The organism is Spongiactinospora gelatinilytica, assembly GCF_003236385.1.
Classification (GTDB): domain Bacteria; phylum Actinomycetota; class Actinomycetes; order Streptosporangiales; family Streptosporangiaceae; genus Spongiactinospora; species Spongiactinospora gelatinilytica.
In genome coordinates this window covers 1-13,888 of the sequence record NZ_POUA01000196.1, presented here as the reverse complement: position 1 = coordinate 13,888, position 13,888 = coordinate 1, and the positions used below count along the sequence as shown (strand labels likewise).

The 13,888-nt window shown below is 67.5% G+C and carries 12 protein-coding genes and 1 CRISPR repeat array; all 12 genes read right to left on the bottom strand.

The genetic code is table 11. From position 1 onward, the window contains the following. A partial coding sequence (locus C1I98_RS23040; protein WP_146607577.1) for a glycosyltransferase occupies positions 1–515 on the bottom strand: 515 nt, incomplete at its 3' end. Further along, positions 512–1,039 carry a phosphoribosyltransferase gene (locus C1I98_RS23035; protein ID WP_158558151.1) on the bottom strand — a complete coding sequence of 176 codons (528 nt, stop codon included), beginning with the start codon at positions 1,037–1,039 and terminating at the stop codon, positions 512–514. The genes C1I98_RS23040 and C1I98_RS23035, both read right to left, overlap by 4 nt. Beyond that, complete coding sequence (locus C1I98_RS23030) at positions 1,036–1,461, bottom strand: DUF6884 domain-containing protein (RefSeq protein ID WP_111169510.1); 426 nt, start codon at positions 1,459–1,461, stop codon at positions 1,036–1,038. The genes C1I98_RS23035 and C1I98_RS23030 overlap by 4 nt, the downstream gene beginning before the upstream one ends. Next, entirely contained in the window at positions 1,451–2,149 is a 699-nt protein-coding gene (locus tag C1I98_RS23025) for a 7-carboxy-7-deazaguanine synthase QueE (protein WP_233508097.1), read from the bottom strand. Before C1I98_RS23025 ends, C1I98_RS23030 begins: the two co-directional genes overlap by 11 nt. After that, positions 2,146–2,508 (bottom strand): 6-pyruvoyl trahydropterin synthase family protein, encoded by a 363-nt coding sequence (locus C1I98_RS23020; RefSeq protein WP_233508096.1) that lies wholly within the window; start codon positions 2,506–2,508, stop codon positions 2,146–2,148. The genes C1I98_RS23025 and C1I98_RS23020 overlap by 4 nt, the downstream gene beginning before the upstream one ends. Before the next feature lie 22 nt (positions 2,509–2,530). Next, on the bottom strand, positions 2,531–3,211 hold the full coding sequence (gene queC / locus C1I98_RS23015) for a 7-cyano-7-deazaguanine synthase QueC (RefSeq protein WP_111169508.1): 681 nt from the start codon (positions 3,209–3,211) through the stop codon (positions 2,531–2,533). Positions 3,212–3,518: 307 nt separating this feature from the next. Then, a CRISPR array of direct repeats spans positions 3,519–3,912; the repeat unit is 37 nt; unit sequence GCCGCAATGAGACCGGCGGTGAAGCCGGAGTGCCACC. A 258-nt stretch (positions 3,913–4,170) separates the two neighbouring features. Continuing rightward, on the bottom strand, positions 4,171–5,112 hold the full coding sequence (locus C1I98_RS23010) for a type I-G CRISPR-associated protein, Cas3-extension family (protein WP_111169507.1): 942 nt from the start codon (positions 5,110–5,112) through the stop codon (positions 4,171–4,173). Then, complete coding sequence (cas3g, locus tag C1I98_RS23005) at positions 5,109–8,027, bottom strand: type I-G CRISPR-associated helicase/endonuclease Cas3g (RefSeq protein WP_199537144.1); 2,919 nt, start codon at positions 8,025–8,027, stop codon at positions 5,109–5,111. Before cas3g ends, C1I98_RS23010 begins: the two co-directional genes overlap by 4 nt. Then, complete coding sequence (gene csb2 / locus C1I98_RS23000) at positions 8,024–9,418, bottom strand: type I-G CRISPR-associated protein Csb2 (RefSeq protein WP_158558150.1); 1,395 nt, start codon at positions 9,416–9,418, stop codon at positions 8,024–8,026. The genes cas3g and csb2 overlap by 4 nt, the downstream gene beginning before the upstream one ends. A 4-nt stretch (positions 9,419–9,422) precedes the next feature. Further along, complete coding sequence (cas7g, locus tag C1I98_RS22995) at positions 9,423–10,592, bottom strand: type I-G CRISPR-associated RAMP protein Csb1/Cas7g (RefSeq protein ID WP_233508095.1); 1,170 nt, start codon at positions 10,590–10,592, stop codon at positions 9,423–9,425. Between the two features lie 671 nt (positions 10,593–11,263). After that, entirely contained in the window at positions 11,264–11,875 is a 612-nt protein-coding gene (locus C1I98_RS22990) for a DUF2637 domain-containing protein (RefSeq protein ID WP_233508094.1), read from the bottom strand. Next, complete coding sequence (locus C1I98_RS22985) at positions 11,823–13,643, bottom strand: recombinase family protein (protein WP_199537143.1); 1,821 nt, start codon at positions 13,641–13,643, stop codon at positions 11,823–11,825. Before C1I98_RS22985 ends, C1I98_RS22990 begins: the two co-directional genes overlap by 53 nt. Positions 13,644–13,888: the final 245 nt, after the last annotated feature.

The window sequence follows — 13,888 nt, the reverse complement described above, 5'->3', positions numbered from 1 at the left end:
GGGCTGAGCAGCGCGTTCGGGATCAGGCGCCAGGTGCGGGTGTCCAGTCCCGCGGCCGTGGCCTCGCGCAGGAGGTAGTCGCTGATCGGGCACACCAGGTCGGCGGCGGCGATGGCGTCCTCGAAAAGGTCGTCCTTACGGATCTTGTGAACCATCAGCACCGAGCGGATGTCGTCCGGGGCCGCGCCGAGGTACCCGAGGCCCCAGAGCGCATCGATCCAGCAGACCACCTCGACTTCGCGTTCGCGCAGGATGCGGTGGAGTTCGGTGACGACCGGGGCCGGGTGGTCGAGCGCCTCCCGGATGTGCTTGCCCATGATCGGGCGGGGTAGGACGAGGGAGCGTAGCGGGATGATGTCCGGACTTTTGGCGGGATGGCCGGGGATCGTGGCGGTCAGGACGAGCGGCCGGTGGCCGAGTTGGCGGCAGCCTTCCATCAGGGCGGCCACGCTGCGTTCTATCCCGGCCGGCTCGTCAGGGGCGTAGGTGAGCAGGCAGAAGGCGATGACGCTCATGGTTCGCTCCTCGTTCGGATGCGATGGGGAAACGGCAGGGGGCGTGGCGACACGTCGGGCGGCGCGGTCTCCCAGGGGAAGACGGTCCAGTCGGCGACGTCCCAGACCCAGGCGTCGGGGTGGTGGGTGGCTCCGACGTTGCGGCACAGGGTGGCGGTGCGGGTGGCGGGTACGGCCAGCAGGTCTGTGACCGTGGCCAGGGTCGCGCCGGATCCGCATATGTCATCGACCAGGAGGATCCGTGCCGCTGGGTCGATGGTGGGGATGTCTGTGACGGTGACGTGTCCGGTGGCGGGGGATTCGATCGTGTCGTCGGGGTTGTGGCTGGCCGTGATGAACGTGGCGGGGATCTGGAGGCGGGCGGCGAGGTGATGCGCGAGCCGTACACCGCCTCGGGCGATGCCGATGATCAGGGTTGGATCGTTCCGGCGCTCGTGCTCGGCGAGCAGTGCTACTGCTGCCTCGAAGCGCTCGTTGCTCAGGGACCAGATCCGCTCGTGCTGGTAGATGCGTTTGATGATCATGGCCAGCCCCAGGCGTCCAGGACCGCCGCCACCTTGGGCCATTCGCGGACGGGGTCGTTGATCTCGATGGTGTCCGGCAGGTCGGGGAGCGCGTCGCGGTAGCGGGGTTCCAGAAGGAGCAGTACGCGCGATGCCGGCCGACTGGCCAAGGTCGCGGCGGTTGTTGGCCGTAGTTGGGCGGCTCGTCTAGGGGTGAGCTGCTGATCGTAGGGGGTTATGGGGGTATCGGCGGGGATCAGGCCATGTAGCGCGGAAAGGATCAGCACGCGGTCGCGGTACGCCGGGCCGCGGGCGATCCTGGCGCGGAGCTGCGGGAAGCACCATCCCTGGTACAGGTCCAAGGCTTGGACGGGCTGGGTGGTGTCGAGTTTGCGGCGCGAGCAACCAACAATGATCAGCTCGCTGCGCAGGTCAGCGGCCACGTTCGGCCTCCCACAACAGGACCTGTAGGCGGAGGGAGAGGCTCCAGCCGCGGGCGATGACCTGGTCGGCGAGTTGCCGGACGCGATCGAGTACGGCCTGGGTGGTCGTGCCCTCGGGCATCACCCAAATCGGCGCCAACGCGTACCGTTCTTCCAGCTCAGCGACCTCGGCCAAGTCCGCGGGCTCGGTTGCGACGAACTTGAAGATCGCGTTGCCGGTGTTGGCCAGCGCGGTCAGCACGGCGGGCACGATCCGGTGATCTTCTGCGAGACCGGCGTTGCCGAGCTTCGGGGAGACGTTGAACTGTACGCCCTCGCGGACCAAGCCCGGCGTGGGAGCGATCGTGCCGTTCGTCTCGATCTCCACCCGCCTGCCATCAGCGATCAGCGCGTCCACGAGTGGAAGCAGGCGGTCCTGCTGAAGCAACGGCTCCCCACCCGTGATCACGACCAGCCGTGGCGAATGCCCGCCAACCCACTCCGCCAGTTCCGCGACCGGTTGCCAACGAGCCTCGTGATGAGGGTCGTAGCGGGCCCAGTCCCAGGTGTAAGGGGTGTCGCAGAAGCCGCAGCGCAGGTTGCAGCGCGACAGCCGGATGAACATCGCCTGCCGACCGCAGCTCGGCCCCTCCCCCTGAAGTGTCGGCCCGAAGGTCTCGGCCACCAGCAACCGCGTCGCGGTCGTCACGGCTCCACCCGGTACTCGGCCCAGCTCGTCGCCGTCTCAGCCACCCGGACCGCGACCAGGCGCCCGGGCAGGCCGGGCTGAAGGTTATCCAGGAACCAGCAGGCCAGATGCACTGCGAAGTTCTCGGAGGTCGGCTCGACGTCGAGCACGTCGTTGAGGAGCTGGTGATCGAAGGTCGCCTGGAGGTACTTGCCCAGCGGCGCCAACTCCCCAAAGTCCGTCACGAACCCGGGAGCCGTCAGCCGCTCCGCGGCCAGCCGTACCTCGACCTGGTAGGAGTGCCCATGCACACGCCCACACGGATGGCCCTTCGGCAGGCCACCGATCCGATGCGCGGCCTCGAACCGAAACCGCTTCACGATCTCAAACGTGCCCACCGCCTCAGTGCCCTCCGCCCACATACCCGGTCGGATCGGGCACCCCGGCCAGCTCAAACGCCTCCCGCCGCTCGACGCAGGTACCGCACCTTCCGCAGTGCAGCAGCTCGCCCCGGTAGCACGACCAGGTCAGGTCATACGGCACGCCCAACGCGGCCCCATGGCCGACGATCTCGCCCTTGCTCCACGTCACGAACGGCGCCATCACCCGCACTGTGTTCGCCGTGGCAGCCTGAGCGATCCGGTCCGCCAACTCGACGAAGTCCGGTCGGCAGTCGGGATAGACGGGGTGATCGCCGGCATGCACCCCAAGCGCTACCTGGCCGCAGCCATGCGCCGATGCGATCCCGACGGCGATAGCGGTCAGGATGGCGTTGCGGTTGGGTACGATGGTCGCCTGCATGCTGGAGTCGGTGTAGTGCCCGTCGGGCACGGCGACCGAGTCATCGGTGAGCGCCGAGCCGCCCAGCAGCCGACCGAGGACGCTCAGGTCCACCACGTCGTGCGTCACCCGCAGAGCGGTCCCCACCAGGGCGGCGGCTTGGAGCTCACGCCGATGCCGCTGCCCGTAGTCGAACGAGATCATACGAATCCGGCGGCCCTTGTCCCGCAGGTGATAGGCCAAAACCGTACTGTCCAGCCCGCCCGAGGCGAGGACAACGGTGTCTGCCTGGTCCTTGCTCATGGCGCTCCTCCCAGTGATCATCTCCGGGGCCACCAGAGCAGACCGCCCTGGCAGACAGGGTGGACGGGACCAGTCCGTCCAATCGCGCAGAGCAAGCTCACCACCGCCCCCACCGGCGAAGAAACCCAGCGCACCCAGGCGAACACCCGGCGCACACCCAGGCGCACCCACGGCGCCCACAGCATTCAGGGAGGTCAACGTTCCACCGCGCGCCGCGACCGACCACATGGAGTGACCGCAATGAGGGCTGGCGGCGAAGCCGGAGTGCCACACGGAAGACGACCCCGTTCGCTCCGCCGTCGATGTCGCCGCAATGAGACCGGCGGTGAAGCCGGAGTGCCACGGGTTCCGGCAGGACGTCAAGACGATCATGGAGGGGCCGCAATGAGACCGGCGGTGAAGCCGGAGTGCCACCACCGCCCTGGCCAGCGCGAGGACGTCGGACTGAGCGCCGCAATGAGACCGGCGGTGAAGCCGGAGTGCCACCTCCGCCATTGGGGCCTGCTCGGGGCAGTACTCGCTGCCGCAATGAGACCGGCGGTGAAGCCGGAGTGCCACCCCGGCGAGGATGTGGTGATCGACGTCCCGCAGATGGCCGCAATGAGACCGGCGGTGAAGCCGGAGTGCCACCACCTACGCGAGCCGTCCACGCTGCTGGTCGGGCGCCGCAATGAGACCGGCGGTGAAGCCGGAGTGCCACCGCCCGCGAACAGGCAGAATGGCCATTCAGCGCTTCCGTCCCACGACTTGAATTAGCCCATAAAGAAGAAAAGACGCCCATACCTCCTTAGGAACCCCTGGCGTGTCGCATGGGCACTTCACATTCCGAAGTAGGCGACCACAAGACAAGCGATGTTTTCTTTTCAAGCTTCCGTCGGGCCCCAGCGGCGGGCCTCAAGTGAGGCTACGTCGATCGCTGCGCCTTCGGCAGAGAGATACGGCGCAAACTTTCGAGTTCACTAGCGGGTGTGAAGCGAGGTGGGGGTAAGTACTCCGTCGAAGGTGCGACCGGGGATGCGATGGCGACGGGCACCGTAGGCGGCGATGACGCCAAGTGGTTCCCAGGCGGTGGTGCTCACCGTGGGTGCGTCGTCGATGGGACGAGAAGCAGGGTGTTCCAGAAGGCGACGCACGCCCTCAAGGTCGAGGGCAGGACGCCACAGGGGCCAGATCATGATGTGCTCATGAGCGATCCGGTGCCACAGCGTGCAGCGGACCCTGCTGCCATCACCAGCGAGGCGGAACAACGGGAGTGCCATGGTCGCCAGCCAGGTGGCTCCCGGCACGCCCGCTTCCTGCCCGGTGCGGCCTCGGGAGTCGTCGGCTGCGCTGCGTAGCACATGGTGGTCCAGGTACTCGCCGGTGAAGCCCTCCACCCGTCGCCACCGCACGAGCGCTTCAAGCAGGTGGCCGGGGTTGGCTTGTACGGCCTGCAACGGCTTCTCGAAGAACGTACGCGAATTCTGCTTACCGGCGGGAGCAAGAAAAGGCGAGATGGCCCCTCGCCCCTGGCTGTCGATGGCCAAGTCGGTAGTCAGGCACGGCAGCCACAACCGCGCAGCCCGAGGATGCGTCTCCTTTAGCTGCTCGGCACAGGCGCGGTAATCCTCGCGTGGCCAGCGCAGCGGGTCCTTACCGATCCCTGCGGTCGGAGGAAAACCGGCGGGCACGCCAGGCAGCACGGCCGGCGCCTCGATGCCGGCCACCACCTCGGCCAGCACAGCCGCGATCTGCTCGGGGGACTCCAGCGGGCTGTGCAGCAGAGCGGTGGCGGAGGTGGCAGAAAAGGACAGCCTGGCCGGTATGTCCCGCTCTTGGGCCAGGACGCGGAGCAAGCCCAGGGCAGCAAGGAAGCCGAGAGGTTGCCGGCCATCCAGGGCCGGAAGCTCGACGGTGATCACGTGCCGTCCTCCTCTCGTGCCGAACACCAGATGTCGGCCAGCCGTACCACGGCCTCCAGCCCAGCCAGTCCCCACCGTCCGTACCGGCTCATCAGATCGTGGAACCTGCGCGGTGCGTCCCAGTCGATCGACCGTGCAGTATCGACCTCGATGACCTCGCCGTCGCGCTCGACAAAGGTGACAGGAGCGGGATCGATGATGGGAGGCAGCAGCGGCCGGCTGTGACCGTGGTGAGCAGCGACCAGATGAACGACCAGATCCGCATCCGCGGACTTAACGTCGTCGAGAAGGACGCGAACGATCTGAGCCGACAGAGCTTCATGCCGCATGCCCTCGGGGTAGCCGGACAGTTGCCGTGCCCGCCGCCGAAGCCCGCGGTCCACCGGGTTCATACCGGACTTGGCCAGCACATGCGGAGCAGCGGCAGCGGCCCAGCGATCTCCCTCATGCAACATCGCCTGGAAGCGCTCATCGCGTTTGCCCTCGTCATGCCAATAGCCGGCCAGCCCGATCGCCTCGGCGATCTCGTCCGGCAGTCCCAGGTTGCGGGCGAACTCCTCCGCGCGGCGTCGCACTGCCATCTGGTGCTCGGCCAGCGTCAGCTTTCTGCGGGCCAGCGATGACCCGTACGCAGTGTCCTCTTCGCCGAACACGGTGATGTCGCTGGTCAGGACCACGCAGTCCAGCACCAGATGCTCCTTGGCGGTGGGCTTCGCGGCTCGGGCGAGCCTGCGGAGTACGGCCAGGTGAGGTGGCAGGTCATCGCCGTCGTGGCCCAGATCTTGGCCCAGGCGGGCCACGATGTCCGGTCGGCTACGCAACGCCTTGGCGAGGTCGGCGGTGTAGTCGCGGGCGCGCAGGGTCTCCGCCCGCCGATCAGCCTCTACGTCCCTAACCAGCTCCTCCAGGGGGGCGGCCAATTGCGGGTCGTGCGCGGCGACTGCATTCACCAGCGTGGGCCCCAGCCGTACCGTGGCCGGTCGTCGGCCGGTTCCCCCACACAGGTCGCCCACGTCCAGTACCGGAGTCGTGCTGGCCGGGTTCCAACCGTAGGCATCACAACCGCCATAGGAGGCGGGAACGACGATGCGATCACCTGCTCGGATCTTCTCACCGTCGATGACCTCGATCTCCTGGCGGGAACCGTACCGGATGACGCGACGGACCGCGCCAGCGGTGCCAGGACGACCCGGCCCGCCCGCCGGGAAAGTCTCGTCTGCGTCTCCCGCCTCCCCCTCGATGTCGGAAAAGGCCGGAACAGCGGCCAGTCCCGCCAGCCATCCCCGCACCGCGGCAAGGGGAAGCTCAATGCACTCCTCAGCGCTGGGCGGCACCAGCTCGATCCCCGCGGGCCAGTACCCTTCATCCTCGGGCAACTCGCGCCAGCACAGCGAGACCTGCGGCGAGTCCGGTTGCAGGCCGTGCAGGAACGGCGCCACCGGCGGGTCAGGGCTGGGAATTGGTGAGGTGGCCGCCCAGGCGTCCAGGTGCGTGGCCGACAGGAACGGGGTGTAGACCGGCGCCTGCTGCGTCTCTGCCCACCTGGCCGGGTCTTCCGTGGCCAGCCGCCCCACCAGTTCACGCAACGCGGCAGGAGAGACGTCGATACCTGCCTCAGGCAACTCCGCAGCCGCCGGGTCCATCGGAGGGTGCAGGCCACACAGCCATTCCCAGGTCGCGGCACGCGCCGGACCGTAAACGCCCGGCGGGTCCACCGGGTTGTGCACGATGACCGCAGGAGCAGCCCCGCCCGCCGACCCAAGCCGGTTGAGCCGCCCCAGCCGCTGGATCAGCGCAGCCAACGACGCCGAATCGGATACCAGGGCGGAAAAATCTATATTCGCCCCTACTTCCACCGTCTGCGTGGCACACACAAACACCGGTTCGGGTGGCTCACCGGCCCGTCCGGCCTTGATCCGGTCATACCACTCCAGCAGCAGATAGTTCCGGTCCACCGGGCGGACCCGGCCGGTCAGCAGCACGCAGCGGTCGGGATGGGCGGCATGCAGCAGCTCGAAGACGGCCCGCGCCCGGTTCACAGTGTTGCAAATGACCCCGACGACGGGTTTGTCGCCCGCGAAGTGGCGGGCCCACTGTGCCAGCGTTTCCGCGGTCTGCTGCTCGCTGGTGCGTTTGGTCACCCCCGCCATCTGAACCAGGTGGGCGCGTTTGGCAGCTCGGAGCCGACGCCCGGCAACCGGATGTGCCTGATCGGCGCCGTCGATGCGGAAGATGTCGCTGTCGGCGGCGCCAGGGCTGGCGGTCATGGACACGATGACCGGCAGCGGCAGCAGCCCAGCGGGCTCCTCGCGTACGGCCTGCCGTGCCGTGGTAAGGAAGGGCTGCGACAGGTGCGCCTCGTCCACGACGATCAGGCTGTCGGTACCGACCAGCCCGGCGTCGATCGGACGCAGGTTGTCCCCCAAACCGTACCCGCGAAACAGCAGCCTGCTGCCGACCTGATCGACCGTGCCCACCACGATCGCCTGCCGGTCGGGGCGTTCCAGCCAGCGCCAGGACCAGGTCACCCCGCCGCGCATCCGGGTGACCTCCAGCACCCGCTCATCCCCCGGCACCCGAAGGGCCGCCGCCACCTGCCCGGCCACACTGCCGACGCTGCCGTTGTCCAGGGCGTCTTGGATTTCACGGGCGTGGCGGTAGGCCTCATCGACGATGAGCCGCCGATCGACCACGAAGAACACCCGCCGCCGGGCACGCTGAGAACCGAGCGCCGCCGCGAAGACTGCCACGTCCAGAATCGACGTCTTGCCCAGCCCCGTCGGCACGTCAACAAGATCAGGCCAGCCTGTGTCCAGTACGCGATCCAGCAGCCGTTCCTGCCACGGAAACGGCGTGAACCCGCCGTGGGCCTGGCTGTAGAAGGCCGCGAAGTCCTCCCGCCGTAGCACGCTCATGCCTCATCTCCCACCGGCACGAACAATCCCAGGCCCAGGTAGCGCAGCGAACCGGCCAGCAGCGGGCCGACGACCGGCCGATCGAAACGGACCCGCACATGCACCATGGGGCGGTTGGCCAGCCGGTTGCGCGGCACGTTCTCACACCGGGGCCGCCAGATGGCGCCCTCGATCAGCGGTGCCGGGGACACCTCCAGTTCCACCGGCTCAGGGCATCCCACGCGCAGCAGCGACTTGGCCACCAGATCCTCCACGTTGCGCCGGGCGCGGATCATGCCATCGGTCACCATCGGCGTGGCCGTCACCCATGAGCGGCTGCCACCGGTCGAACCCCGCCAGGTCTGTACCGCCAGCGTGCGCCTGCGCGGATCGGCCCCGTACCGCAACTCGATGCTCTTCCGCTTGGACCAGGGCGCCAGCCACGCCAGTCGATCCTCCCCGGCGACCGCCCTGACCAGCCGCTTCCATTCCTCGGCAGGCATGTCCCTCGGCAACGCCAATGCCACTCCCAGCAGATGCCCATCGGCATGGCCGTGCCCGACATCCGGCAACGCCAGAAACGCCACATGCGCCCGGTCATCGGCACCGTGCCCGCTCACCTGCGGGGGAACATCCGTCCCGACATGGTCGAGTACCGCCTTGCGCAGCACCGTGGTGAACCGCAGCACCTGATCCCCGCCGATGCGGGCCCTCGGCCGCTCGAACCCCCAGATCATCAGGTCGTCCCACGGCAACCTGACCGGTTCGGCGACCGGCTGCTCATCGACCAGCGGCGCGTACGGAACCGCACGAGCGACCTCCCACGCCCGCCCACCAAGGTCATAGACCTCCCGCAGCGCCTCCACGTAACCGGGGTAGGGCACACGAAGGTCACACACCTGCGCTGCACGGACATGGCTCGGCGCCCATCGCGTCCACCCCTGACGCTCGCCGGGCAGTACGGTCGCAGCGGTGACCTCGCTCTGGCTGGTCGACCGCCCCACGTACGGGACACCGAACGCCATCCGCTGCAACCTGGCCAACACCTCCGCGGGCACAACCGCCTCCGGCCAGATCACGGCGAAGTCCTCCCCTTCCGGAGTCACCGATGCCCGTGAACGAGCACCGTTGGTACGACCCGGCCACGTCTGACTCCCGCCGCGCGCCTCGACCTGGTTGGTGACCACGTAGCTGTCGATTCGCGTGGCGGACACTGAGGCATCCGCCCATACCTGCGGAGAACCGGAACGCTCCAGCCACCCCAGCGCATCCCAGTCCTCCTGGCACTGCGCCGACGCCACCAGCGCGCAGAACACCCGCGCCGGATGCGGCGGCCACTCCAGGCTGCCCGGCTGCATGCCACCGGCGTCATAGCGACCGTGCCGCAACCGCACGTGCAGAGCGAACGGCATCGCGCTACTCGCCGTCCGTGGATGCGTTGGCCACCGTGCTCTCGATCGCATCTCGCAACGACTTCACCGGCGCCACCGAGATGACATCACTGGCCATCTCGATGCCCAGCTTCGCCGTCCGGACCCGCAGCTCGTGGAAGGCGCCCAGCGCATCGGCGGCCGAGACCTCCAGCGGCTCCAGTTCCCCGCCGGGCAGCTCCAGGCCGACCTCCTCGCTCGCCTGGGCCAGATCACAGCCCGACCGCAACCACACCGACGGCCGGGCGAAGGCCAGCCGATCACCGGCCAGCGCGAGAGCCAACAAGGTGGCCCGCGCCGAGGTCGCCGCCTCAGCAGGGGCATCACCGAACCGCAGCCGCTCCAGCCCGGCCAGCGACACACTCGCCACCCGCCGAACCTCCCTGACGCTCACCCCACCAGGTACCGGATTCGGTGCGATGTTGCCGTGCCCGATCTCGCTGAGCTTCTGACCGGCCTTTTTGGTGCCCTCAGCGATGTAACCCCAGCCGTTCTCGGCCTTGTTCTTGTCATCGATCGCCCCGGTCAGATTGACCGGATCCAGGCGACCGCCCCGCCGTACCCCGAAGACCGGGTCGAGCCCGTACATGATCGCCGTATACAGCCGCGCGAACTTCGGCCAGCGCCCCTTACGATGCGAATCCCACGCCCCGTAGATCAGCGACGCGGGCTCGCGCTCGAACAACGGCCGCGCATCGGCCGCACTGACCGACCGCAACCGCCGCCCGACCTCGCTCTTATCGAACGCCACCCCGCCGATGGTGGAGTCCCGCCAGTACGCATCGGCGTAACGGTGCGGCGCATCGAAGGACGTGATCCGTACCTCACCATGCGCGGTGGCCAGACGCATCTCGAACGCCGGCAGCTCGATCCGCCCGCCATCGCGGGCATCCCGTAGCGCCTCCTCCACCCGATTGGCTTGCGACTGCTCCTGATCGACGGTCACCGTCACCTGACGCTCACCGTCAACCAGTCGCTCCCCGACCAGGTACTTCTTGGTCAGGTCCCGCTCGTTCTTGTCCACCGGAAACGTCGGCGGCATCAACCCGTTCCCAGCCCCACCAACTGGCTGGTATAGGGCCTTCACCACCAGCGCGGTATGCGCCCTGTCCGGGCCCACCGCCTGAAGCAGACGCGCTGCCAGGTCCGTACTCAAGAGCTTCTCCTTACCTCGCCATGCCCCCGAGTTACCACTGCCATGCGTACAGTGACAGACCCCACCGACAATCCGCACCAGCGTCGCCATAACGAGATCCGGCATCCGAGCCGGGACGGCGCCGGGTTGTCGATCGGCAAGCTGATAGGTGCCGTTGATCCCGCAACGAGGCCCGGCGTCCAAGCCGGGATGCCACTCCTACCTGGGCGGACTCGATACCAAGGCCAACGGGCCGCAATGAGGCCCGGCGTCCAAGCCGGGATGCCACCCGGTACGACCGGAAGTCGGCCAAGTACACGGCGCTGCCGCAATGAGGCCCGGCGTCCAAGCCGGGATGCCACGTGGGTCCAGGAAATCGACAGCCCGGTGGGGATGCCGCCGCAATGAGGCCCGGCGTCCAAGCCGGGATGCCACGGTCTTTGAACAGGCCTTATGCCCATACAGCACAGCTCTCACGCTAGCTGGATTCACTTATCAAGGTACATATGGGCCTATATCTCATTAGGAACCCCTGGCGTGTCGCATGAGCACTTGAGGTTCCGAACCAGCGCAGTCCCTCAGACGATAGGCCACGTCTGCGGCGGAGGATCCGTACCTCTCCTATTACAACTGACAGCCCAGCACCTGGGACACGTAGTTCTCGTCAGCATGAGGCATCGCCGATCGCCTGGCTACGGTTCCTGGTGGAAGCGACCGCTCTCCCCCAAGTGCTTGACCCAGCGACCCCACCGGGAACTCCGGGAAAACTGAGCAGCTATCACGGCCCCCGGGGGCAGGGTGCCATCTGGACGGCGGTTGGCCAATGCCCACCGCCATGCCAGACGTTGCAGCTCTCGTCCTTCATCCCCCTGATTGAGGTGGTCACCCCCCGCCTCGCTCTCCAGGGGACGCTGATCATCGGTTGCCGCAGCTCCCGGTGCCGACGAAATCACCAGGCCCGGCGTACAGCTTTGGCGGATCTGACCCATCAGCATTTCGTAAGCGCCGATCAGCGCGATCGACGGCCATGCGGCGATGACGCGAGCGATCAAGGTCGGTTCGGCGACCGCGACATTGGCTGCGAGACTGGCCAGGCTGCTGACGATGAGTAGCGCCCAGGGCAGCACTCCCCCGCGCCGCCCGTACCGGCTGGCCAGCAGGATCGACATGGACGAGGCCACGATCATCCCATCGACCGCGAGCGGAGCCAGAATTGCCCCCATGCTGCTTTCACCATGACGACGCGCCAGCTCATGCATGTGCTGGTAGGAAACAACGGCGGCGATCCCTGCCAGCAGCAGCACCGAACCGGTTGTCGTCCACCGGATCCAGCGTTCTGCCGCGCAGCGGCGAGAGGTGATCACTGCGCGCCCCCCTTGACCACGTTGATACGGCTCTCGACCACCAGCCGATTCCGAGAAGCCGCAGGTAGAGGCGCCGTAGATTTGCGCCGTACCTGGCCGGGGGCACAGCACAGATGGGCAGCTCCTCTGCCGCCCCTTCTTCAACCCGCTGCAAAGCAGTTGCGGTGACCTGCCGTATCGCCTGGAGCGTGTCACCGGTGATGGTGACCCTGCAGGTGGCGGTGTTCGTCGGCTTGTCGAAGTGGATCTCCAGCCGGAACGCGTCAAAGAGGCGCCGCAGGACGACTTCGGGCAACAACGCCAGATCAGCCGTTCCGACCGGGATCACATCAAGCAGCTCCGGAACGCTGCGAACTGGCTGGACCTGTTGAAGGTCGCCCAGCTCGCGGTGTTTCGCCGCTCGCTCCTCGGCGAGCCGGGCGGCGCGGGCGTGGATGTCCTGAACAAGATCACCGATAGGGTCGTCGGTGGTCTCCAACGTCCGCACCAGCCGGGCACGACGGGAATCGATGTCGGCGATGGCACGGCGCAACGCGTCGGCCTTCGCCTGATACTCATCCATCGCTCTGTTCGTGCCGTCGGCGAGCGCGTGATCGAGATAGTGCCAGCGGGCCGAACCGAAGATCCGCCGGGCGAAGAAGTCGCTGACCCCGTCCATCAGCCGGTCCTCGCGAACGTAGATCGCCGGAGGGTGCCCCTCCGGGCGGTGGCCGTAAGCGGGCACACACGCGTAATAGCTGTAAGGGATCCGCGTCTTGCCGAACATACGCCGCCGACAGGCGGCGCAGAACACGTAGGAGCGCAGCGGATAGGAGCGGACGGCCTGGGGATGGGCGGAGTTCACGCCCGCCGCGCTGCGCGAACGTTCCTTTTGAGCGGCGACCTTCTGCGCGGCCAGGAACGTCTCCCGGGTCACGAGAGGTTCATGGGCCGGCTGGGAGGACCACACCCACAACTCAGGCGGGTTGCAGGACCCGCCCTTCTTGGTGGCCCGGCGGTTCCACACCATATAGCCGGTGTACTTCGGGTTGATCAGGACCTCCCGGATGGAACTGCCCGTCCACCGGCCCAAGGCTCGGTCGGGGTCCACCGGGGTGGGCGGTGGATAGCGGTCCAGGTCCCGGTTCAGCCGCTCGGCGATCTCCCTATAGGCCAGCCGCTCGACCACACGCAGCGCGAAGATGTGCGTGACGACCGGCCCGCATACCGGGTCGGGGACGAGCCGGTGCTTGGTCCGCCCCTCGGCACGGCGCGCAGGCACCGGGTGCGGGATCTTGTCAGCGGCATAGCCGTAGCAGGGCTTGCCGACGTTGTAGCCCTGCTCGGTATGGGCCTCGAAACCGCCCCAGGACTTCTCCAGCAGTTCCAGGACGTACCACTCCGCCACGCCCTGTTTGACCCGGCGGGTGAGAATCTGGGAGGCACGCTTGCCATTCAGGATGATCGGCTCGTCGGCACACAACAGGAGCACACCGAGTTGCTCGAGCCGGTTCTCGATCTGGGTGCCGATGTAGGTCCGGCGTGCGATGCGATCGATGGACTCACAGATCACCGCGTTGAACCGGCGATCGGGCCGGGCCGCCTCGGCCAAGAGGTCCTGGATACCCCCGTCCCGGGGAACCGGGATGGCGAACCGTTCGTGTCCGCGGCCGAGTCCCCGCGCGCTGAGGTCCTTGCGACCGGATTCGATGTCATAAAAGTGCGCCACGATGATTCCGTGCGGGGGAAAGTGGCTTTGTAGGTGAATTTGAGAGCCGGATGTCGGTCAGTGGCTCTGTGGCGTTCGGTGGGGATGGAGCCGTGTTAGCGAATTCCAGAGCCATCTGAGTGCGTGTTTGAGAAGATCGTTTAGAGCTCAAGGGCAGATGTAGCGGGGTTGGCGTCGTGCGGGTCCGCCCCGGGTGAGGCGGCGGGCCATCCCCGCGATGGCGGCCCAGCGGATCAGCGCCTCGG